Annotated in this window: 19 protein-coding genes; 5 read left to right on the forward strand and 14 right to left on the reverse strand. The window is 59.4% G+C overall.

Translation table 11 applies throughout. The features are described from left to right. The first annotated feature begins 18 nt into the window (after positions 1–18). The 4 genes from gpmI (at position 19) to ACFWW2_RS08330 (ending at position 4,562) form a co-directional block, all read left to right on the forward strand. Positions 19–1,530 carry a 2,3-bisphosphoglycerate-independent phosphoglycerate mutase gene (gene gpmI / locus ACFWW2_RS08315; RefSeq protein WP_393927509.1) on the forward strand — a complete coding sequence of 504 codons (1,512 nt, stop codon included), beginning with the start codon at positions 19–21 and terminating at the stop codon, positions 1,528–1,530. Next, positions 1,527–2,606, forward strand: coding sequence for a murein hydrolase activator EnvC family protein (locus tag ACFWW2_RS08320; RefSeq protein WP_393927510.1), 1,080 nt, complete (start codon positions 1,527–1,529; stop codon positions 2,604–2,606). Before gpmI ends, ACFWW2_RS08320 begins: the two co-directional genes overlap by 4 nt. Before the next feature lie 14 nt (positions 2,607–2,620). Further along, positions 2,621–3,970, forward strand: a complete 1,350-nt coding sequence (locus ACFWW2_RS08325) for a S41 family peptidase (protein ID WP_393927511.1) — start codon at positions 2,621–2,623, stop codon at positions 3,968–3,970. A 178-nt stretch (positions 3,971–4,148) separates the two neighbouring features. Next, positions 4,149–4,562: a response regulator gene (locus tag ACFWW2_RS08330; protein ID WP_393927512.1), complete on the forward strand. Its 414-nt coding sequence runs from the start codon at positions 4,149–4,151 to the stop codon at positions 4,560–4,562. Here the strand turns inward: ACFWW2_RS08330 and ACFWW2_RS08335 are convergent. The 9 genes from ACFWW2_RS08335 to ACFWW2_RS08375 form a co-directional block, all read right to left on the reverse strand. Next, positions 4,529–6,979 carry an FAD-dependent oxidoreductase gene (locus ACFWW2_RS08335; RefSeq protein ID WP_393927513.1) on the reverse strand — a complete coding sequence of 817 codons (2,451 nt, stop codon included), beginning with the start codon at positions 6,977–6,979 and terminating at the stop codon, positions 4,529–4,531. The two genes, ACFWW2_RS08330 and ACFWW2_RS08335, sit on opposite strands and share 34 nt — an antisense overlap. Before the next feature lie 103 nt (positions 6,980–7,082). Continuing rightward, a complete protein-coding gene (locus ACFWW2_RS08340) occupies positions 7,083–7,967 on the reverse strand; it encodes a homocysteine S-methyltransferase family protein (protein ID WP_393927514.1) in 885 nt (294 codons plus the stop codon). Further along, a complete protein-coding gene (locus tag ACFWW2_RS08345; protein ID WP_393927515.1) occupies positions 7,964–8,419 on the reverse strand; it encodes a pyridoxamine 5'-phosphate oxidase family protein in 456 nt (151 codons plus the stop codon). Before ACFWW2_RS08345 ends, ACFWW2_RS08340 begins: the two co-directional genes overlap by 4 nt. Next, positions 8,419–10,884, reverse strand: a complete 2,466-nt coding sequence (locus tag ACFWW2_RS08350; protein ID WP_393927516.1) for an FAD-dependent oxidoreductase — start codon at positions 10,882–10,884, stop codon at positions 8,419–8,421. The genes ACFWW2_RS08345 and ACFWW2_RS08350 overlap by 1 nt, the downstream gene beginning before the upstream one ends. Before the next feature lie 15 nt (positions 10,885–10,899). Further along, positions 10,900–11,280, reverse strand: a complete 381-nt coding sequence (locus ACFWW2_RS08355) for a GFA family protein (RefSeq protein ID WP_393927517.1) — start codon at positions 11,278–11,280, stop codon at positions 10,900–10,902. 10 nt (positions 11,281–11,290) lie between these two features. Further along, positions 11,291–11,857, reverse strand: a complete 567-nt coding sequence (locus ACFWW2_RS08360) for a helix-turn-helix domain-containing protein (protein ID WP_393927518.1) — start codon at positions 11,855–11,857, stop codon at positions 11,291–11,293. 70 nt (positions 11,858–11,927) lie between these two features. Continuing rightward, the gene (locus tag ACFWW2_RS08365; RefSeq protein ID WP_393927519.1) at positions 11,928–12,413 is read right to left on the reverse strand and encodes a GAF domain-containing protein; all 486 of its coding nucleotides are present in this window, start codon (positions 12,411–12,413) and stop codon (positions 11,928–11,930) included. 104 nt (positions 12,414–12,517) lie between these two features. Further along, positions 12,518–14,098, reverse strand: coding sequence for a hypothetical protein (locus tag ACFWW2_RS08370; RefSeq protein ID WP_393927520.1), 1,581 nt, complete (start codon positions 14,096–14,098; stop codon positions 12,518–12,520). Between the two features lie 307 nt (positions 14,099–14,405). Then, positions 14,406–15,563 carry an acetyl-CoA C-acyltransferase gene (locus ACFWW2_RS08375; protein ID WP_393927521.1) on the reverse strand — a complete coding sequence of 386 codons (1,158 nt, stop codon included), beginning with the start codon at positions 15,561–15,563 and terminating at the stop codon, positions 14,406–14,408. A 246-nt stretch (positions 15,564–15,809) separates the two neighbouring features. Here ACFWW2_RS08375 and ACFWW2_RS08380 point away from each other — a divergent pair, with 246 nt between their 5' ends. Then, a complete protein-coding gene (locus ACFWW2_RS08380; protein ID WP_393927522.1) occupies positions 15,810–17,384 on the forward strand; it encodes a gamma-glutamyltransferase family protein in 1,575 nt (524 codons plus the stop codon). 494 nt (positions 17,385–17,878) lie between these two features. Here ACFWW2_RS08380 and ACFWW2_RS08385 read toward each other — a convergent pair whose 3' ends face one another. From ACFWW2_RS08385 to ACFWW2_RS08405, 5 genes are all read right to left on the reverse strand, one after another. Continuing rightward, positions 17,879–18,535 (reverse strand): hypothetical protein, encoded by a 657-nt coding sequence (locus tag ACFWW2_RS08385; RefSeq protein WP_393927523.1) that lies wholly within the window; start codon positions 18,533–18,535, stop codon positions 17,879–17,881. A 4-nt stretch (positions 18,536–18,539) separates the two neighbouring features. Next, positions 18,540–18,932, reverse strand: coding sequence for a hypothetical protein (locus tag ACFWW2_RS08390; protein WP_393927524.1), 393 nt, complete (start codon positions 18,930–18,932; stop codon positions 18,540–18,542). 257 nt (positions 18,933–19,189) lie between these two features. Then, positions 19,190–20,008 (reverse strand): bifunctional allantoicase/(S)-ureidoglycine aminohydrolase, encoded by an 819-nt coding sequence (locus ACFWW2_RS08395; RefSeq protein ID WP_393927525.1) that lies wholly within the window; start codon positions 20,006–20,008, stop codon positions 19,190–19,192. A gap of 95 nt (positions 20,009–20,103) precedes the next feature. Next, positions 20,104–20,772, reverse strand: coding sequence for a cupin domain-containing protein (locus ACFWW2_RS08400; protein WP_393927754.1), 669 nt, complete (start codon positions 20,770–20,772; stop codon positions 20,104–20,106). A 9-nt stretch (positions 20,773–20,781) separates the two neighbouring features. Continuing rightward, positions 20,782–21,540, reverse strand: coding sequence for a LamB/YcsF family protein (locus ACFWW2_RS08405; RefSeq protein WP_393927526.1), 759 nt, complete (start codon positions 21,538–21,540; stop codon positions 20,782–20,784). Position 21,541: the final 1 nt, after the last annotated feature.

Consider the following 21,541-nt stretch of genomic DNA (forward strand, 5'->3'; position numbering starts at 1 on the left):
AAATCAAAGGAGTTCCCCATGCCAGCCCCCAAACCCGTTGTTCTATGTATTCTCGACGGCTGGGGCCTGCGCGATGACGGCACCGCAAACGCCCCCAAACTCGCCAATACCCCCAATTTCGATGCGATCATGCAGGGGCCACATGCCCAGCTGATCACGCACGGCAACGATGCGGGTCTGCCATCCGGCCAGATGGGCAATTCAGAGGTCGGGCACACCAATATCGGCGCAGGACGTGTCGTCGCCATGGATCTCGGCCAGATTGAGCTGGCGATTGAGGATGGATCGTTCTTCAAAGCTGACGCGCTACAGAATTTCATCGCAAAGATGAAGGACAGCAGCGGTGTGGCGCATCTGATGGGCGTCGTCTCTGACGGTGGGGTGCACGGGCATATCGACCACATTATTGCCGCCAGCAAGGTGATCACAGATGCAGGTGTGCCCGTTGCGATCCACGCCATCACCGACGGGCGTGACGTGGCCCCGAAATCAGCCGCCGATTTCGTCACAGAACTGCAGGACAACCTGCCCGACACCGCCAAAATCGTGACGGTCATCGGGCGCTACTATGCCATGGACCGGGACAACCGCTGGGAACGGGTTGAGACCGCCTATGACGCCATGATCAAAGGGCAGGGGAATGCCGCAGATACCCCCAGCGCCGCGGTCGAGGCGGCCTACGACGCTGACAAGACCGATGAATTTATCCCGGCAACAGTCATCGGTGACTATTCAGGGCTGGCCGAAGGCGATGGTTTCTTCTGCCTCAACTTCCGCTCGGACCGGGCTCGCGAAATCCTGGCCGCCATCGCCGACCCGGATTTCGGCGGATTCGACCGGGACAAGCCCGACCTCGCGGCCCAACTTGGCATGGTCAGCTATTCCGACAAGCACGACCAATGGTTCGACATCGTCTTCCCCAAGCGGGACATCCAGAACACGCTGGGCGCCTGGGTCGCCAAACAAGGGCTGCGGCAGTTCCGGCTCGCCGAAACCGAAAAATACCCGCATGTGACCTTCTTCCTCAACGGGGGCATCGAAACGCCCGAAAAGGGCGAAGACCGGTATATGGCCCAATCCCCCAAGGTCGCTACCTACGACATGCAGCCCGAAATGTCGGCGGGTGAGGTGACTGAACATTTCGTCAAGGCAATCGAAGACGGCTACGATCTGATCGTGACCAACTACGCCAACCCCGATATGGTCGGGCATACCGGCGATCTGGGCGCGGCGATCAAGGCCTGCGAAGCGGTCGATCAGGGGCTGGGTGAGGTGCTGAAGGCGCTCAAAGCCGCGGGCGGTGCGATGATCGTCACCGCCGATCACGGCAATTGCGAAACCATGGTCGATCCCGAAACCGGCGGGCCACACACCGCACACACGACCAACCCGGTGCCGGTCATCCTTGTCGGCGGGCCGGATGGAGCGAGATTGCAGGACGGACGGCTTGCCGATCTGGCGCCAACACTTCTTGATCTCATGGGGCTCGACCTGCCACCCGAAATGACAGGGCAAAGCCTGATCAAATGAGGCTCGCCGCATTTCTGATCTGTCTGGCACTGCCGGTCCAAGCCCAAAGCCCAGAGGCTGCGGCAGGGGCGGCAATGGACCGCCTGCTGGCCGCACGGGCGCAGCTGGAACAGGCGCAAACCAGACGCGACCGGGTCAAGGCGCTAACAGAAACGGTGCAGGCCTACGAAGACGGGCTGGCGGCGATGCGTGACGGGTTGCGGCAGGTCGCCACGCGCGAGGCGGTGCTCACGGCCGAACTCAGCGCGCGGCGCGATGAACTCAGCGATCTGATCGGCGCGCTGCAGGTCATCGGGCGGACACCGACCCCCGTTCTGCAAAGCCATCCGCAAGGCCCACTTGCCGCCGCGCGCGCGGGCGGGATCGTGGCCGATCTGACACCGGCGCTGGAAACCCAAGTGTCAGCCTTGCAAAAGCAATTGTCGGAACTGGACCGCTTGCGCGCCCTTCGGATCAAAGCGGCCGAAACGCTGACAGAGGGGCGCGAGGCGGCACAAACCGCCCGCACGGCCCTGGGCATCGCGATCTCCGAACGGACCGACCTGCCGCAGCGCTTCAGCGAAGACTCGGTACAAACCGCGCTACTTGTCGCCAGTGCCGAAACGCTGGACGGGTTCGCGCGGGGGCTGGCTGGATCGCTGCCGTCATCCGACACCGGGCTGACGGCAGAGGGGAACCTGCCACTCCCCGTCGCAGGTTACGTTCTGCCGGACAATGGTCAGGGGCGCCCCGGCGTGCGGATCGCCGCCCAGCCGCAGGCGCTGGTCACCACACCGGTCGCCGCAACGCTGTTGTTTCACGGCGCGGTTCTGGATTACGGCAGCGTGGTCATCCTTGAACCCGCCGCAGACGTGCTATTTATTATCGCAGGCATGGAACAAACCTTTGGAACAGCAGGCCAGATCTTGCCCGCAGGCGAAGCCATCGGTCTGATGGGTGGCAACGGGCAGGCAGATGACGGTATTTTGAGCGAAAATGCTGTCTTTGAGGACGATCAGACGCAGCAAACCCTTTATCTTGAGGTCAGGTCCGGGCAAAGTCCCGTGAATCCGGACACCTGGTTCGCGCTCGAGTAGGATAGGATACGATAATGAAAAAGCTGATATTGGCCGCAGTCGGCGGCGCTGCTCTGGGGCTTGTGGCCACCAGCCAGATTGCCGGGCCGCTACTGGCGCAGGAATCCAAAAACAACGCAAGCGTCTACGAACAGCTGGACCTTTTCGGCGACATCTTCGAACGGATCCGCGCCGGTTACGTCGAGGACGTGGATGACAAGGAACTGATCGAGGCGGCAATCAACGGCATGCTGACCTCGCTTGATCCACATTCCAGCTATCTGTCCGCTGACGATGCCGCCCGTATGCGGGTGCAGACATCCGGTGAATTCGGCGGGCTGGGCATCGAAGTCACGCAGGAAGAAGGCTGGGTCAAGGTCGTCTCACCCATGGATGGCACCCCCGCCGACGCCGCCGGGGTCATCGCAGGTGATTTCATCACCGCCGTGGATGGCGAAAGCGTGCTGGGGCTGACATTGGACGACGCGGTCAACATGATGCGCGGCCCGGTCGGCTCAGAGATCATCATCACCATCGTGCGCGAGGGCGAGGTTGAACCGTTCGACGTGTCCATCATCCGCGACACCATCAAACTGACCGCCGTGCGCAGCCGGACCGAAGGCAACGCCGTTGTCCTACGTGTGACAACCTTCAACGATCAGACCTTTCCCAACCTGCGCGAAGGCCTCGCCAAACAGGTTGAGGATGCCGGGGGCATCGAAAATGTCGATGGGTTCGTGCTCGATCTGCGCAACAACCCAGGCGGTCTGCTGAATCAGGCGATCTATGTGTCGGACGCATTCCTTGACGCTGGCGAAATCGTGTCCACCCGTGGACGCGATGCAGCGGATGGCGAGCGTTTCAATGCCGAACCGGGCGATCTGGCCCAGGGCAAACCCATCGTCGTGCTGATCAATGGCGGCTCCGCCTCTGCCTCAGAAATCGTGGCGGGGGCCTTGCAGGATCACCGCCGGGCGATTGTTGTAGGCACCAAGTCTTTCGGTAAGGGGTCTGTGCAAACAGTTGTTCCCTTGCGGGGTGATGGGGCCATGCGTCTGACCACCGCGCGCTATTACACCCCGTCAGGCCGGTCGATCCAGGCGCTGGGCATTTCCCCCGATATCATCGTCGAACAGCCCCGCCCACGCCCCACCTCGGAAGAGGATGAAGAGGATCAGCCGCGTCAACAGCGGTCAGAGGCTGACCTGCGCGGATCGCTCGACAATGACAGCCTGACCGAGGATGAAATCCGCCAGATCGAGGAAGACCGGGCACGTGCAGAGGCCGCAGCGCAACTGCGCGAGGATGATTATCAGCTGGCCTATGCGATCGACATCCTCAAAGGGTTGAACGCGCTGGGGCCGACTGCGCTGCTTGATCCCTGAATCGTTTCGCGACAAGTCATAAGCTCAAACAACAACGGTTGCCCGGATTCTGGGCAACCGTTTCTCTTTTCGAAAGATATTCAACCATAGGTTGCATATCTGTTTTCACTCATGCTATTCTTGCGAAGTTATGGGTGGGGCGATTGACGAGGGCATCGTGACACGATCACTTCAAGGGATGGAAATTCTCCTGGTCGAGGACAATTTCCTGATCCTTTACGAAACAAAACTGATCCTGGAAGAGGCGGGTGCGACTGTCACAACTGCCGGGTCAGTTAAAGAGTGTTTGCCGCTGTGCGAAGCAGACTATCATGCGGCCATTCTGGACATTGATCTGCCGGACGGAACGGTTCAGCCTGTAGCCGAACGGCTGCACATCCGCCATACGCCGCTCATCTTCCACTCCGGCAGCACCGATAATCCTGCCATCTTCCCGCAGTTTCCCGATGCCGTCATCCTGATCAAACCAGCCAGTGAAAATCAGCTTGTGGCATCGGTTCACAAGCAGGCCCTGGCGTCAGGCAGACAACTTGGGGAAGAACCGGGGTCCGGCGCACCTCAGGCCTTGGCCCGTTCGCCTGCCGGGTCATAAAACGGCATCAACTGTGCCTCTGCCCTGACACGGGTCCCCATCACGTCGATCTCATAAGTACTCGCCAACATCTCTTCCGGTTTTTCACCCGGCTGGGCGCAAGGCACATATCCCATGCCTACGGCCGCCCCCAGATGATGGCCATAACCACCGGATGACAGGTAGCCGACAAACTCACCATCCCGCAGGATCGGCTCGTTGTGATATAAAAGCGGCTCCGGGTCCGTGAGCTTGAACTGCACCAGACGGCGCGCCAGCCCTTCCTCGCGCTTGCGCAGCACTGCATCGCGGCCAATGAAATCGGGTTTGTCCGTCTTGACGGCAAAGCCCAGTCCCGCCTCCAGCACATGGTCTTCAGACGTGATATCATGGCCGAAATGGCGGAACCCTTTTTCCATCCGGCAGGTGTCCATCATATGCATGCCGCACAGGCGCATGCCAAAATCAAATCTCGCCGTCGCCAGCGTTTCAAACACATGCCCGCACATGTCGGACGGGATATACACCTCCCACCCCAGCTCACCCACATAAGTCACGCGGTGAACACGGGCGAGCGCCATGCCGATCTCGATCTCTTGCGCGGTGCCAAACGGGTTGACGTCATTCGAAAAATCATTGGGTGACACAGCCTGCAGCAATTCGCGTGAACGCGGCCCCATGATCGCCAGCACACCCTCGCCAGCGGTCACATCCGTGATCACAACATTGAAATCACCCTTGTTGCGGCGCATCCAGGTTTGGTCCGCAAGCCGGGTAGCGGCGGGGGTGACCACCAGATAGCAATCCTCCTCGATCCGCGTCGCCGTCACATCGGCCTCAATCCCGGCACGGTTGTTTAGAAACTGGGTATAGACGATCTTGCCCACAGGCACGTCATATTGGCCGCCGCCAATATGGTTCATGAATGCCGTTGCATCGCGCCCCTCGACCCGGATTTTGCCGAATGAAGACATGTCATACATGCCCACATTCTGGCGCACGGCCATATGCTCCTCCCGGACATTGTCGAAAAAGTTCTGGCGCGACCAACTGTATTCGTACTTGGCCTCCTGCGCCTCGCGGGCGAACCAGTTGGCCCGCTCCCACCCGGCCAACTCACCCATCACCGCACCCCGGTCCAGCAGATGCTGGTGGAACGGCGTCCGCCTGATCCCCCGCGCGGTCGCCTTTTGCCGGAACGGGAAATGATCGGCATAAAGCAGGCCAAGCGTCTCCTTTGACCGCTCAAACAGATAGGTCTTGTTGCCCTGAAACGGCTGCATGCGGGCAATATCCACATCGCCCAGATCAAACGGTTTCTCGCCGCTATCCATCCACTGACTCAGCGCCATGCCTGCACCACCGGCCGACTGGATCCCGATGGAGTTGAAACCAGCAGCCACCCAGACATTGTCCATCTCCGGTGCCAGCCCCAGATGATAGGCGTCGTCAGGGGTAAAACTCTCTGGCCCGTTAAAGAACGTATGGATGCCCGCATCGGCCAGCATCGGCATGCGTTCCACAGCCGCCTCCAGAATGGGCTCGAAATGGTCGAAATCCTCGGGCAGTTGATCAAACTCGAAATCTGCCGGAATACCGTCCATTGCCCAGGGCTTGGCATTGGGCTCAAACGCGCCCAACAACATCTTGCCCGCGTCTTCCTTGTAATAGGCGCATTCATCCGGCACCCGCAGCACCGGCATTTGGGTCAGGCCCGCAATCGCTTCGGTGACGATATAGAAATGTTCACAGGCGTGCAGGGGCACATTGACGCCCAGCATCCGGCCCACCTGATGCCCCCACATGCCCCCACAATTAACCACCATGTCGCAGGCGACATGACCAGTCTCATCACCCTGCGCCCAATCCACACCGGTGATCTGGCGACCTTCACGGCGGACACCGGTCACGAGCGTCCGCTCAATCACCTTCGCTCCATTCTGGCGGGCGCCCTTGGCCAGCGCCAGCGCGATATTCGCCGGATCACCCTGACCATCAAGCGGCAGATAGACCCCCGCAGTAACACCATCAATGTTCAGATGCTCATAACGCTCCTTAACCTCAGCGGGCGAAATCTCCTCCACATCCACACCAAACGCCCGGGCCATCGCGGCCTGGCGGTAAATCTCTTCCTTGCGCTCATCGGTCAGGGCAACTGTGATCGACCCGCAGCGCTTGAAACCCGTCGCCACCCCGGTTTCCGCTTCCAGATTGCCATAAAGCTCCTGAGAATACTTGGCGAGCTTCGTCATGTTCGCCGTGGCCCGCAACTGGGCGATCAGCCCGGCCGCATGCCAGGTCGTCCCCGATGTCAGTTGCTTGCGCTCCAGCAGCATCACATCTGTCCAGCCCAGCTTGGCCAGATGATAGGCGACAGAACAGCCGATAACGCCACCACCAATGATGACAACGCGCGCGGAAGAAGGGGGGGTAGCCATCGGTCCAGCAATCCTAAAATGAATATTTACCGGATAATTTCACGAAACATGTCATAGGTCACGCGCAATCCGCTACACCATCGGCGTTTTTCGGCGAAAGCGCCTAAACAATCTCATGCCCGGCCTCACGAATGGCCTCTGCCAGCCGCCTGATATGGGCCGGCCCCACCTCGCAGCATCCGCCCACAATCGTGGCGCCTTGCGCGATCCAGCCCAGCGCGAATTGCGCATAGGCCTCCGGTCCCAGATCACGGCGGGCGGACAGACTATCAACTGTAGGCTTGTCTTTCATGAAATCCTTGGTGATCTGCTGAAACCCGTTGGCATAGGCCCCGAAGGGCAGATCACCCTCCGCCAGAACAGCGACAGCCGCAGCCATCGCCTCGGGTGCGGCACAATTGGCCAACAGCGCCGATGCGCCCTCTGCAATTGGCAAAACATCCGCCAGCTTCTCGCCCGACCGCAGGCGCGTGCCATCCTCATCATCCACAGTCATGGACAGCCAGACCGGCTTGCCAGCGGTCAGCGCCCCTTGCAGCACCGCGCGGGCATGATCGACCGACGCAATCGTTTCGCAAATCAGTAAATCCACCTCAGGCCCGAGGATCTGCGCCACCTCGGCATAAAGCGGTACGGCCACATCATGTGCCGGATGAATATCCGGGCGATAGCTGGCGATCAGCGGCCCGATGGACCCGGCAATGCGGCCATGCCCGGCGCAAGCGGTCCGGGTTTCAGCAACCGCCGCCATATGCAACGCTTCGAACTGATCCTCCAGCTCGGTTCCGGCCAGCCGATCACGATGAATGGCATAGGTATTGGTCACATGCACCGACGCACCGGCGGCCACATAATCGCGATGCACATCGGCCACCATGCCGGGGTGATCAACCATCACCTGCGTCGACCACAGCGGGGTCGGCGCGTCTCCGGCACGATGGATCAACTCCTGGCCCATCCCGCCATCCATCAACGTAATCCCGGTCATGGATAAATCTCCGCGAACTTCGCCTTGTAGAGGGCGATCATGTCATTCTCAGTCACCCCATCATCATAGGGCGGGGTCCAGATCATACTGGCATGGGTCAGACTGATCTCGACCAGACAGGTAATGCGCTGGGCGAGATCGCCAAATGCATCCAGCCACATCGGATGCCGTTCGGCAAACCAATCCGATCCCTTGCGGTGCAGTGCTGCCCTACCGCCCGCGCGGACGGCAATACGCCGAAACGGGTCGATGAAATTCACCTCGACGGCCGGATGCGCGGTCAAGTTCCGCCGGGTTCCGGGGGAACGGATGTCGCTATAGGCAATCGTGGCCTCATCCAGCACCAGAAACGTACCTTTGGGGGACACCGCCGGGGTGCCATCCGGGGTAACCGTCGCCACAAACCCCAAAGGGAAAGTGGCGATCAGACCCGTCATTTCTGTCGTCAGCATCAGGCCCGGATCCGGGCATTCTCAGGATCCCAAAGCGGCTGGTCGGGCTGGACCGTCGCCGCAAAACGCTCACCATAGATATCCACCTCGACCTTGGTGCCCGGCTCTACCAGATCGGCGCGCAACATGCCCAGCGCCACAGATTTGCCCACGCGATAGCCCCACGCGCCTGATGTCGTCTCACCGACCACCTCATCGCCTACCCAGATCGGCGACATGTAAGGTGCATCACAGTCCCCCGGCGCGTCGAGCGTCAGCGTGACAAAGCGTTTGGCCACACCTTGCTGCTTCTCGGACTGAATGGCGGCCTTGCCGGGGAAATCCTGTGGCTTGTCCAGTTTGACAAACCGGTCCAGTCCACCCTGCAGCATCGAATAATCCGTCGAAAGGTCGCCTTTCCAGGCGCGATACCCCTTTTCGATGCGCAGTGAGTTGAGGGCAAACATCCCAAACGGCTTCAGCCCATGCGGCGCGCCTGCCTTCAACACAGCATCGAAGACCTTGTCCGTGTCAGCGACCTGAGAATGAATCTCCCACCCCAACTCTCCGGCAAACGACACTCGCACCAATTGCACCCATGTCCCATCAATCTGTGCCGATTGATGGGACAGCCAGCCTTGGGTCAGGTCCGCATCGGAGCAATCGGCCAGGATATCCCGCGACTTTGGTCCGGTCAGGATCTGGCAGGAAAACGCGGTTGTCACATCTTCCAATTCAAATGCAGCATTCTCGGGCAGATGATCCTGCAGCCATTCGAAATCATGCCATTGGGCAGGGGCAGCGGTAATCAGGAAAAAGAAATCCTCATCCAGCCGCATCGCTGACATCTCGGTCACGATCCGGCCCCGGTCATCGGCAAAGTAAAGCAGACCGATCCGACCCACCTTTGGAATGCCACCGGTACAAAGACCCCGCAGGAATTCCGCCGCACCCTCACCCTTCAACCGATAGCGCGAAAACCCCGGCAGATCGAGGATACCGGCCGCATCGCGCACCGCCTCGCATTCTTCGCGCACCCGCGGCTCCCACGGTCCGGTCCGAGCCCATGTCTCGGTCGCCGCCAGAGAGGTATCGTCGCCATCCTTGGCGTACCAGTTCGCGCGCTCCCACCCATTATAGGCACCCATCTGGCCGCCCATTTCACGCACCTTCGCATCCACCGGCGACAGTTTCTTGTCACGGCCCGCAGGCCATTCGTGATGCGGGAAGTGCATGGCGTATTCGTGGCCATAGACCTCCACCGCCTTGGCGTGGCAATAGTCAAAATCGGTATAGTCGGTGTAGCGGCGGGGATCGACAGCCCACATATCCCACTCGGTATGACCATCGACGATCCATTCAGCAGCAACCTTGCCTGCGCCACCACCCTGGGTGATGCCAAAGGTAAAGACACAGGCCTCATAGGCGTTCTTCACCCCCGGCATCGGGCCAATCAGGGGCAGACCATCCGGGGCATAGGGGATTGGACCATTGATCACACGGCCCACGCCAGCGGTGCCAAGGATCGGAACCCGGGCCATCGCGTCCTCAATATACCACTCCAAACGCTCCAGATCGTCCGGGTACAGCTGAAACGAAAAATCATCCGGCTGCGGATCGTCCGGGGTCACCCAATGGGCCTTGCAGTTACGCTCATAAGGGCCAAGGTTCAGACCGTTCTTATCCTGGCGCAGGTAATAGGAACTGTCGACATCGCGCAGCAGCGGCACCTTGCGCCCGTTCGCCTCCGTCCAGGCTTTCAACTCTGGGATTTCCTCGGTAAGAAAATACTGGTGCGACATGGTCACCATCGGAACCGTGCGGCCACCATAAGGCTTGAACCATTCGCCGACCCGCTGGGCATAATAGCCAGCGGCGTTGACCACCTTCTCACAGGCGATATCGCCCTTGTCGGTATGCACGATCCAGCCATCCTTCGTCTGGGTCACACCTGTGGCGGGGCAGAACCGCTCGATGCGTGCCCCCATCTGGCGGGCTCCCTTGGCCAGCGCCTGCGTCAACTGGGCGGGGTCGATATCGCCATCATCTGGATCATAAAGCGTGCCTTCCAGATCATGGGTTTCCAGAAACGGATACATGTCCTGCGCTTCATCCGGCGTCATGATCTTCAGGTTCAACCCCTGATAATTCGCCATGCCCATGGCCCGGGCAAATTCCTGCATCCGCTCCTTACTATGCGCCAGCCGGATCGACCCGGTGACGTGATAGTTCATCGGATAATCCACCTCATCCGCCAGCCCCTTATAAAGGCTCAGGGAATAGCGCTGCATGTTCATCACCGCCCATGAGGTGCTGAAAGACGGGCAATTGCCAGCGGCATGCCAGGTCGAGCCGGCGGTCAATTCGTTCTTTTCCAGCAACACACAATCGGTCCAGCCTTTTTTGGCCAGATGGTACAGTGTGGACACGCCAACCACGCCGCCGCCAATAATAACAACGCGGGCAGAGCTTGGAAAATCAGCCATGGATCACTCTTTCATTCAGTCAGGGATATGCGGTGCATCTGCCGGGATGGTGTAATAATCGCCCGCATCAGCGGTAAAGATATGCTTGCCCGGCGTCATGCCCGTAGGCAGGTCCAGACAGCCAGCAGCGATACCCAAATGATCGGCGCCATTGGGCTGGTAAAACAGGCTGGATCCGCAGAACTTGCAAAATCCCCGGCGGGCATGATCGGACGATTGATACCATGTCAGCCCGGCCTCCTTGCTGAACACGACATTGGCCGTCTCTGCCCGGGTGGAGGCCCAGTAATGGCCACTGGTGCGGCGGCACTGGCCGCAATGACAAAAGGTGATGGTATCGCGCGCGCCGGTGACCTCAAACGCCACCTCTCCGCATTCGCAACGCCCCTTTGTCATCGCCCTCTCCCTAGTAGACCGGTGGTGAGATGACCCAGATCACATCGCAGGTCTCTTCATACGGGTTGGCCCAGCGAAACTGTTCACCGCGCAAACGGAAACTGTCACCAGCGTTCAGCTTGAACATCTTGTCATCCACCCAGATGTCGAAACGACCACGAACGATATAGCCGATTTCCTGCGTCGGGCGGGTCAACGGCACCACAAGCTCGGCACCCGGGGCAAAGGACGAATGGACCACCTCAAAACTGTCGGTCAGGTCCGGGGACAGCAAGCCTTCGGTCAGTCCGGGGGTACGGCATCCGATGGGGCGACGGGCCTGCGCGCGCACGATGATCCCTTCCTCGCCCGGGGCCGTGCCGATCTGCAAAAGGCTGGACACCGAAACATCCAGTATCTCGGCCATGCGGTTCAGATCGATAATGGCCGGGTTCGAGATATTGCGCTCCACCTGGCTCAACCAGCCCACCGACCGGTCCATCGCCTCGGCCAGTTCGGTCAGGGTCATACCCCGCGCCTTACGCAAGGCGCGCAGGTCCGCCCCCAGCGTCCTGAAGGGCTGACGATCATCCGCCATGACTGATCCGTGAAAAATGGACATTGAATTTCATGATGCATAATCTCCATTTGATAGCAACAATAGTTTGTCACGATCTGTGCATGAAAACCATGGGTTGGGGCCAGGTGGAAAAGACATCCCTCAGTATAGTGGCCAACGCATCAGCGTCCGCCTGATCAAACGCATCTGGCTGATCGCTGTCGATATCAAACACGGCAATCACATCACCATTCCCGTCAAAAACCGGCAAGACCAGCTCTGACCGCGTGCTGCTGGCGCAAGCGATATGACCGGGAAACGCATCAACATCCGGAACCAACTGCACCTCACCCGTGCGGGCGGCAGCACCACAGACGCCACGGGAAAACGGAATGACAAGGCAACCATGCCCGCCCTGATAAGGCCCGATCTTCAAAAGCTCCGGGGCCACAACCCGATAAAACCCGGTCCAGTCGAACCGGTCATCACTGTGATGGACCTCACATGCGACCGTGGCCATCAGGGCCACCTGATCATCTTCACCCTCGGTCAGGGATGCAATCGTCTTGGACAGGGTGGCATAGTCTACAGGCATTGGCGGGTTTTCCATTGATCAAACAAGGCCGGTTCTATCCGGTCCCCTTGCAACAAAAAAGGGGCCACGGATGCGGCCCCTTTTCCGTTCAGATCATCATCCGATCAGGCAATGAACACCAGGTCATCCATCGAAAAGACACCACCATTGGTGATATCAGCCCCATCATAACCGCCGCCCGTGGCGCGGAATTCAATCTGGTCGATACCCGTCCAGTTCAACTCCTGCACAGTATGGGTATCAGTCAGGTCGACAGTCTGGGTAAACAGCGCGACACCATCATCAAACCCGGTAATCTCAACGGTATTGGCCAGGCCATCAAGGTTCGCATTCGTCTTGTCAGCGCGGGACCCATTGGCCAGCGAAACGCTCTTGAAATCAAACGTATCACCATCGGCACTGCGAAAACCCACCGTCGCACCCCAGCTATTGAAGGCCTCAAGGTCGTCATCGACGTCGCCAGCGTCATAATCCAGCGACCGCAACGAACCGGCAATATTGCTTTCGCCCCGGCTGACCTCCGCGATGAACTGACCATCCAGCACCTCCGTCCCGGTCACCAGCGTCACATCGTTATCGAAATCGACCACCTGTTCGGTTGGACCATCAGGTGTGTCAACCGGGGGCAGGGCGTCGGCCACAAAAACAAGATCGTCAAAGGAATAGACGCCGGTGCCGCCTTCCGATCCGCCGGATGCCACGAATTCCAGCCGGTCAATCGCAGCGAAATTCAACTCGGTCACCGTCTGTCCGAATTCCAGCGTCACCGTCTGGGAAAGCGCAACCTCACCATCACGATACCCAATGATCTCGACCGTCTGGGCAAGGTTGGACGCATCCGGGTTGCCGCCATCGCGCAAGCCTTTGCCCAATGACACGCTCTTGAAGTCGAAATCGCTGCCATCGGTCCGCTCAAATCCCATCGTCTTGGGCAAAAACGCGTTAAAGGCTTCTTGATCACTGTCGACCTCACCACGATCATAATCAATCGGGCGAATTTCGCCCTCACGATTGGAAAGCCCGGTGCTCAGATCAACGACAAACTGGTCCTGCAGGATCGTGTCACCATTGGAAATTGCTGCGCCGTCGTTGAAATCCAGCACATATTCGGCAGTTTCTACCGGCGGCGCGATCTCCTCGAAATTCTCGACACCGCGGAATTTGATGACATCGCCATTCGCGTAACGGATCGTGCCGTTGCCCTTGTCATTGACATCAACCACGGCGGTGCCGTCCTGCACGAATTGCAGCGTGTCGTCACCTTTGCCCATGTGCACGATGTCACCGGCATTGGCAAAAACCGTGTCATTGCCTGCCCCGGCGCGGATGAAATCGGCATCCTGCGTGCCAATGATCGTCTCATCCCCGGCCGAACCGTAAATGGCCCAGCTGTCATTGCGCTCAAAATCGGACAGATCAACCGTGGCACCATCGGTAACCTTGACGGTATCGGCAGCCAGAACCTCCATATCGTTGAAGGTAACACCATCGCCCAGCTTAAGACGGCCCTGATGGGTCAGCGTGTCGGTACCATCGCCACCGTCGATCAAAATATCTTCAAAAGGGGTCCGCCCCGATGCAACCAGAACGTCATCACCATCCAAAGCGAAAATGCTCTGCGGGTTGCTCAGGAAACGGTATTCGTCGCTGTCGTTTGTAAGCGTTGTTGTGATTGTTTCAGTCATAAAGTCTCTCTGTCTTTGTAAAATCAGCTCAAAGCGAAACCACGTTCCTTACACCGGTTCATCCGATACGGAATCACTTAGAACATAACAAGAACATCGCAGCTATTTGCCATATTTTAAAGGAATAAGCGTAGACGTGTTCTTATTTTGTTCAGATGTTGCAGATTGCCCTCACGCCGCATGATGCGGCCCTTTCCGGGCGCAGAGCAACATCATGTTTAACGGACAAGATCTGGGGTATGCCGGCGCTGCTTGGACGCGACAACAGAGAGGGAATTAGCCTTCGGCGAGAATCAGGAAATGCAACCTAAAGCCGTTCGATCGCAATCGCGGTGCCTTCACCTCCACCAATGCAGATTGCGGCCACTCCGCGCTTCAGCCCGCGCGTTTCTAGCGCGTTCAGCAGCGTCACCATGATCCGCGTGCCCGATGCGCCAATCGGATGCCCCAGCGCGCAGGCTCCGCCATTCACATTCACCTTGTCGCGCGCAATACCCAATTCATGCATGAAGGCCATCGGAACCACAGCGAACGCCTCGTTCACCTCCCACAGATCCACGTCGTCCACCGACCAGCCGACCTTGGCCAGAAGTTTCTGGGCGGCAGGCACGGGTGCAGTGGTGAACCAACCCGGCGCCTGCGCATGGCTGGCATGGCCCAAAATCCGGGCCCGTGCATTCGGCGCACCCGCCTTGGCCAGAACCAATGCCGCGGCGCCATCCGAAATGCTCGACGCGTTCGCCGCCGTCACCGTCCCATCCTTGCGAAAGGCCGGTCTGAGCGTCGGAATTTTCTCGGGCCGCGCCTTGCCGGGTTGCTCATCACGGGTGATGACCTCTTCCCCGGTGCGGGCATGGACCGTCACCGGGGTAATCTCGGCATCGAACGCGCCGGACCGTTCCGCATCCAGCGCATTGGAAAGGGACGCAATCGCATATTGATCCTGTGCCTCACGGGTGAACTGGAACTTTTCGGCGCAATCCTCGGCAAAGGTGCCCATTAGGCGACCCTTGTCATAGGCGTCTTCCAACCCGTCCAGAAACATCGAATCCTGCACCGTCTGATGGCCAATCCGGGCACCACCACGCAGCTTGGGCATCAGATAGGGGGCATTCGTCATGCTCTCCATCCCGCCGGCAATCATCACATCGGCCCCGCCCCCAGCAATCTGGTCAAAGGCCATCATCGCCGCCTTCATCCCCGACCCGCACATCTTGTTCAGGGTCGTGGCCGGCACGTCCTCGCCCAAACCGGCCAGGAACGCGGCCTGGCGGGCCGGGGCCTGTCCTTGCCCCGCTGGCAGGACACAGCCCATCAGCACCTCGTCCACAGTCGACACATCGGCACCATGCAGCGCGGCCCGGATCGCGGCCCCCCCCAACGCAGGGGCATCAACATCGGAAAACACACCCTGAAACCCGCCCATCGGCGTGCGCGCGGCACCTGTTATGACAACCTGTTCCATTCATCTCTCCTTTGGGCCAAGGCTACGCCCGCCGCACAAAAACGAAAAGCCCTCAAACTGCCCCAATTCGATCATTCTGCGGCCTCGTTTAACCGGCAAAACCGACCCATAGCCAAATGGCTGATCCCGGTGCTGCCTGTTCATAGCCCCCACCCATGCGGGCGGCACCGGGGCAAATCCCCAACATTGTGATTGCACGCGCGGCCCATTGGCCTAACTTCAGGCCAATTCAAAAGGGGACCCTCCATGCGCGACTTCCATAAACCCGGCCGCTCAGCCGTCTACGCCACCAATGGTATCTGTGCCACATCGCACCCGCTTGCCGCCAAAGTGGCCGTGCAAATGCTCGAAGCTGGGGGAAACGCGGTGGATGCGGCCATCGCCGGAGCTGTCCTGCTCGGGATCTGCGAACCGCAAATGACCGGGATCGGCGGTGACTGTTTCGTGCTCTTCACGCCCCCCGGCTCGGATGAGGTCAAGGCACTCAACGGCTCCGGCCGCGCGCCCGCCGCTATCGACGCCGAAGCGCTGCGCGCCAAGGGTGACGTCATCGCCCCTTACTCCGCAGACGCGGTCAGCATCCCCGGCGCCATTGACGCCTTCTGCCGCCTGTCAAAGGATTGGGGCAAGATCGGGCTCAAGGCCACCCTCGCGCCGGCCATCCACTATGCCGAAGCCGGTGTGCCCGTCGCCGAACGGGTCGCCTTCGACTGGGCGCAATCCACCGACAACCTCTCCGGCCACGCCCGCGATCTGTTCCTGATGAATGGGCAGGCCCCCCGCCCGGGGCAAATCTTCCGCGCCCCCGGTCAGGCCAAGGTCCTGCGTGAAATCGCCATGGAAGGGCGCGACGCGTTCTACGAAGGCGAGATTGCCGAGGACATGGTGAACTCCCTCCGCGCCCTCGGCGGCACCCACAGCCTTGATGATTTCGCGAACACCGCGTGCGACTATACTGATCCGATCACGGGCGGCTATGGCGGGCTCGACCTTTACGAGCATCCGCCCAACGGGCAGGGCGCCACCGCCATCCTGCTGCTGAACATCCTCAAACATTTCGACATCGCCGGCATGGACCCATGGGGGGCCGAACGGGCCCATATCGAGGCCGAGGCGACAAAACTCGCCTATGACGCCCGCAACCGTTTCGTGGCCGATCCTGCGCATATGACGAAACTCGACCACATGACATCCCCCGAAACGGCCGAAAAACTCGCCGCCCTGATCGACCCGAAAAAGGCAATGCCGGGCGCGGTGCCGGGGGCAGAGGCGGTGCATAAGGACACCATCTACATCACCGTGGTCGACAAGGACCGGATGTGCGTCTCGCTCATCTACTCGGTCTTCCATTCCTTCGGCGCTGGCATCGCGTCCGACAAATTCGGCATCCTGTTCCAGAACCGCGGTGCGGGCTTCACGCTCGAACAAGGGCACGCGAACGAGGTTGGACCGGGCAAACGCCCCATGCACACGATCATCCCCGCGATGCTGAAAAAGAACGGCAAGGTCCACATGCCCTTCGGCGTGATGGGCGGGCAATACCAGTCAGCCGGACACGGCCGCTTCGTCACCAATGTGACCGATTTCGGGTTGTCACCCCAAGCCGCCATCGACGCCCCCCGCAGCTTCGCCGAAGGGGACGTGCTGAACGTCGAAACCAGCTACAGCGAAACGGTGCGCGCCGACCTGGCAGAGCGCGGACACACCATCCAAACCCCCGCCACAGCCATCGGCGGCGCGCAAGCCATCATGATACACGAAGACGGCGTGCTGGAAGCGGGTAGCGACCCGCGCAAGGATGGATGTGCGTTGGGGTATTGAGCAAAGCCGAACCCTGCAATTAACAATAAATAGCACTTGCCGGTTCAGCGGCGGCGTAGAGGATAAAGGGGTATGATTTGGAGAGTTGTGTAGGATCGACAGGACAGTGGCCCATGGCTGTGTTCCTCATTGCGTCTGCGGGCTTGTTCTTTTGGGCGTTGATTAGAAATGGTCTTGGGTTCAAGGAAACGGCACGACAACATTTCTGGGCAATGCCTACGAAACTGGACCGGCCGACCCAAATCGCGCGAGCCGCCATTGGACTATCGACGCTTACATGGTGGCTGTATTTGGTGCACGACTGCAGAAGCGCCATCACGGGCTAGCTGACAATGACGTGAATCTGGGCCTTTTATTCCCATATCTTTTCAAATCTGCCGCTTTCAACCGAGGGCAGATGCGCTGCCCGCAATCAGCATTTGTTTTGGCTGCCATACGAACGGGATGTAGGCTAGAGTTTGACAGTTGCCGGGGGCAAATCGTTGCCAGTTTAGTTAACCTTGTGACGAAGCTATATCAGGCATTACACAGCCTTGAGACTGTGAATAGTCCCAAAGACTATCTCTCAGAGTCGTCAGAGCAGTCTCTTCCAGGCTACCGATAACTGTACCTCCCATCAGGATCAAAGTGAGTGTTCCATTGTCGGTGTGACTAACCGTTCTGTTGAACCTTTCCAGTTCCGGAAATCTATTTTGAAGGGCATCTTCAATCTCAGCGGCAAATTCGTCTGCATATTTTGGATGCTGATATGGCCAGTTAGCTTCAGGAAAGTTGCGCCGCACCCAATATCGAAAATGGTCATACTCAGTTCGGCCGAACGTATATGACTCAAGAAACCTGAGATTGAGCAAGAAATATGTTGGGTGATCCCGACTATCTTGCCGCCAAAGCTCCACGTCTGAAAAGTCTTTTAGGCTGTCAAGATGAAGCTCGGTTACAAAGAAGTGAAAACCGTTGTTTTCATCAGTTGGTGTCACAGTGTTGCCGTAACTCAATTTGCAATGCTCTAATGAGACCTCTGAGTAGCCGATGTCAATAAATGCGCGTTCAACTGTCGCTGCGTCGGAGGGTGAAGATTGGGCAATCGCAGCATGAGTTCCGAAAATGGACGACAGAAACCCGACGAGCAATGCAAAGGCTTGGGTCTTCAAACCATCACCCCGCCCTCAAACTCCGCAGAAACAACCCGATCCCCCCGACCAGCAGCACCAGAATGACAATCAGATCAAACGCGCTCATTCGTGCCAGTTGCAACTCCATGTTGGCGATCACGCCAAACACAAGGGCGACCATTGACCCGCCCGCCAGCAGCCAGCCGATCCAGTTCTTCGAATTGTAGAAAATCATCCCCACCCCGAACATGAACGGGATCAGGATCATGCCGCTGGTGATGGGGATGCCGCCCAGCCTGAATGCCACCGCACCCAGCCCGAAATTCGGGCGGACCACGATACTGTTCAGCAACAGATATCCGCCGCCGATCATCATGATGATGCCGATCAGGAAACTGCCTGTTCCGCCCTCGGTCCCGCCTGCGCCTCTGGCCATTCTTTGCTCCGTCTTTTTGCTCGCAAGGTGGGTGCAACCCACGCGCCTCAAACCTTAATATCACGGTAACAAACGCACCGCACGCATCATTCATCACGGGATTTTGCGGGCAGGGGTCCGACGCTTTGCCGACGCTTGTCCGACGCAAATCCGACCGGCCATTTTGATCGAAACCCCAGCGTTAACACATGATTCGCGGATTTCGCCTGCGCAACGTTCGGTGCCCCTGTTGCATCGGCCACCGAACGTTGCGTGGGCTATAGCGGCATATGCCGGTTCACATCCTTGTAAAGCAGGTATCTGAACGGCCCCGGCCCGCCCGCATAACAGGCCTGTGGGCAGAACGCGCGCAGCCACATAAAATCGCCCGCCTCGACCTCCACCCAATCCTGATTGAGCCGATAAACCGCTTTCCCTTCAAGCACATAAAGCCCGTGTTCCATCACATGCGTCTCGGCAAATGGGATCACCGCGCCGGGTTCAAACGTGACGATATTCACATGCATATCGTGGCGCATATCGGCAGGGTCCACAAACCGGGTCGTGGCCCATTTGCCATCCGTTCCCGGCATCGCCACGGTGGTCGCACTGTCGGCATCGGTGACAAATGCCACGGGCATCTCGATCCCACTAACCTCCTGATATCGCTTCCTAATCCAGTGAAACCGGGCAGGCGCATCGCCATCATTCCGCAACTGCCAATCGCAGGCTGGCGGCAAAAAGGCATAGCCGCCGACCGCCAACTGATGCACCACACCGTCAACGGTCAGCGCCACCTCGCCCTCCACCACGAACAACACCGCCTCGGCGGTCGGGTCCGTTTCAGGCCGCGCGCTGCCGCCACCGGGCGAAACCTCCACAACGTATTGGCTGAATGTCTCGGCAAAGCCCGACAGCGGTCGGGCCAAAACCCAGGCACGGGTCGCATCCCAGAACGGCAGGTTGCTGGTCACGATATCAGTCATCGTGCCTTTGGGGATAACCGCGTAAGCCGTTGTGAACATGGCGCGATCTGTCAACAGCTGCGTCTGCGGCGGCAGCCCGCCCTTGGGCGCGTAGTAGGTCGGCTTGGTCATGAAAACTCCTCTGGGACTTGGTGCATTAGACCGCAGCGGGCCTCCCCTGCAAAGATGCAGCGCGCTGATAGGACCCTCCGGCTTTCTTTGACAATTCAGACCCTTGGTGCTGTGGCAAAGGGCAGATGACCGGTCTTGATCCAGAACGTCGCGCCGTCATCGCCCGCCGCCAGGCGGAGCGGTGCAGCCTCGGGCAGGCGCAACCATGAACCGGCGCGCAGCTTGTCGCCATCTTCCAGCATCTCGCCGCGCAGCATCAGGATTTCGGCACCGCCCTGCGGGGGTTCGGCCAGCGTGCTGCCAGCTGCCATCCTGACGAACCGCACAACCTCGCGCGCATCTTTATGCAGTGTTTTCAGCATGATACCGTCTGGCCCCGGCTCAAGCTCACTCTCCATGTCGATGCGGAATTGTGTCCGGTCGTCGGGGTCAAACTGCCAGAGCTTCACGAAAATCGTGCAGCCATTTGTCGCGCCGGGCGTGTGCGATGTGGTCGGCGGATTGCGCACATAAGTCCCCGCGGGATGGTCGCCGTGCTCGTCCTGAAAAACGCCGTCGAGCACGATGAATTCTTCTCCACCGTCATGGGTATGTGCCGAGAATTTACTGCCGGGCGCATAGCGCACGATAGATGTGGCGCGCGCGACCTCCTCCCCGATCCGGTCCAGCATCCGCCGGTCGACACCGGGCATGGGCGAGGGTTTCCAAGGGATATCGTTGGAATGGATCAGTATGCGCTTGGTGAAATCTGCGTTCAATTCCAGAGGCTTATCCTATAGCGGGGCGAGCGTGACGCCCGCCTGTTCCAAATGCTGCCGGATGCCACGCGCCATCGCCACAGCATCCGGCGTGTCGCCATGCAGGCAAATGGTGTCAATGCGGCAGGGAATATGCTTGCCGCTTTCGGCAATAATCGCGCCTGCCTCGAGCATCTTCAGGATACGCGGAGCGGCGGTGGCAGCATCATGCAGCACCGCCCCCGGCTTGCTGCGATCCACCAGCGTGGCGTCATCCTCATAGGCGCGGTCGGCGAAAATCTCGCCGGCCCAGTTACAGCCCAGATCGCGCGCAGCCTTTTCCTGCGCCGTGGCCGCCAGAACCATGATCACGATGTCAGGATCAACGGCCAATGCGGCCTCGTAGCAGACCCGCGCCAACCCGGCATCCTCGGACGCCATATTCGCCAGCGCCCCGTGCAGTTTCAGGTGGCGCACCTGCCCACCGGCCCGCCGGGCCATCGCCTGGGCGGCCCCCAGTTGATAGGCAACCGCATTGGCCAACTCATCCTGCCCCAGCGGCAACCGGCGGCGGCCAAACCCCTTCAGATCGGCAAAACCCGGATGCGCCCCGATCCCGACACCCTTGCCCACGGCCAGCGCCATGGTCTGCGCCATTACATCCGGGTCACCCGCGTGAAAGCCACAGGCGATATTGGCCGAGGTCACGATATCCAGCAGGGCCGCATCATCGCCCATTTTCCACGGGCCGAACCCTTCGCCCATGTCGGAATTCAGATCGACTTTGCGTGTCATC

This window comes from Yoonia sp. R2-816, assembly GCF_046762905.1.
GTDB lineage: Bacteria > Pseudomonadota > Alphaproteobacteria > Rhodobacterales > Rhodobacteraceae > Yoonia.

Bases quoted from the DNA above. Each gene is read 5' to 3' on its own strand.
- gpmI (WP_393927509.1), top strand. From the start codon at position 19: ATGCCAGCCCCCAAACCCGTTGTTCTATGTATTCTCGACGGCTGGGGC.
- ACFWW2_RS08320 (WP_393927510.1), top strand. From the start codon at position 1,527: ATGAGGCTCGCCGCATTTCTGATCTGTCTGGCACTGCCGGTCCAAGCC.
- ACFWW2_RS08325 (WP_393927511.1), top strand. From the start codon at position 2,621: ATGAAAAAGCTGATATTGGCCGCAGTCGGCGGCGCTGCTCTGGGGCTT.
- ACFWW2_RS08330 (WP_393927512.1), top strand. From the start codon at position 4,149: ATGGAAATTCTCCTGGTCGAGGACAATTTCCTGATCCTTTACGAAACA.
- ACFWW2_RS08335 (WP_393927513.1), bottom strand. From the start codon at position 6,979: ATGGCTACCCCCCCTTCTTCCGCGCGCGTTGTCATCATTGGTGGTGGC.
- ACFWW2_RS08340 (WP_393927514.1), bottom strand. From the start codon at position 7,967: ATGACCGGGATTACGTTGATGGATGGCGGGATGGGCCAGGAGTTGATC.
- ACFWW2_RS08345 (WP_393927515.1), bottom strand. From the start codon at position 8,419: ATGCTGACGACAGAAATGACGGGTCTGATCGCCACTTTCCCTTTGGGG.
- ACFWW2_RS08350 (WP_393927516.1), bottom strand. From the start codon at position 10,884: ATGGCTGATTTTCCAAGCTCTGCCCGCGTTGTTATTATTGGCGGCGGC.
- ACFWW2_RS08355 (WP_393927517.1), bottom strand. From the start codon at position 11,280: ATGACAAAGGGGCGTTGCGAATGCGGAGAGGTGGCGTTTGAGGTCACC.
- ACFWW2_RS08360 (WP_393927518.1), bottom strand. From the start codon at position 11,857: ATGGCGGATGATCGTCAGCCCTTCAGGACGCTGGGGGCGGACCTGCGC.
- ACFWW2_RS08365 (WP_393927519.1), bottom strand. From the start codon at position 12,413: ATGCCTGTAGACTATGCCACCCTGTCCAAGACGATTGCATCCCTGACC.
- ACFWW2_RS08370 (WP_393927520.1), bottom strand. From the start codon at position 14,098: ATGACTGAAACAATCACAACAACGCTTACAAACGACAGCGACGAATAC.
- ACFWW2_RS08375 (WP_393927521.1), bottom strand. From the start codon at position 15,563: ATGGAACAGGTTGTCATAACAGGTGCCGCGCGCACGCCGATGGGCGGG.
- ACFWW2_RS08380 (WP_393927522.1), top strand. From the start codon at position 15,810: ATGCGCGACTTCCATAAACCCGGCCGCTCAGCCGTCTACGCCACCAAT.
- ACFWW2_RS08390 (WP_393927524.1), bottom strand. From the start codon at position 18,932: ATGGCCAGAGGCGCAGGCGGGACCGAGGGCGGAACAGGCAGTTTCCTG.
- ACFWW2_RS08395 (WP_393927525.1), bottom strand. From the start codon at position 20,008: ATGACCAAGCCGACCTACTACGCGCCCAAGGGCGGGCTGCCGCCGCAG.
- ACFWW2_RS08405 (WP_393927526.1), bottom strand. From the start codon at position 21,540: ATGACACGCAAAGTCGATCTGAATTCCGACATGGGCGAAGGGTTCGGC.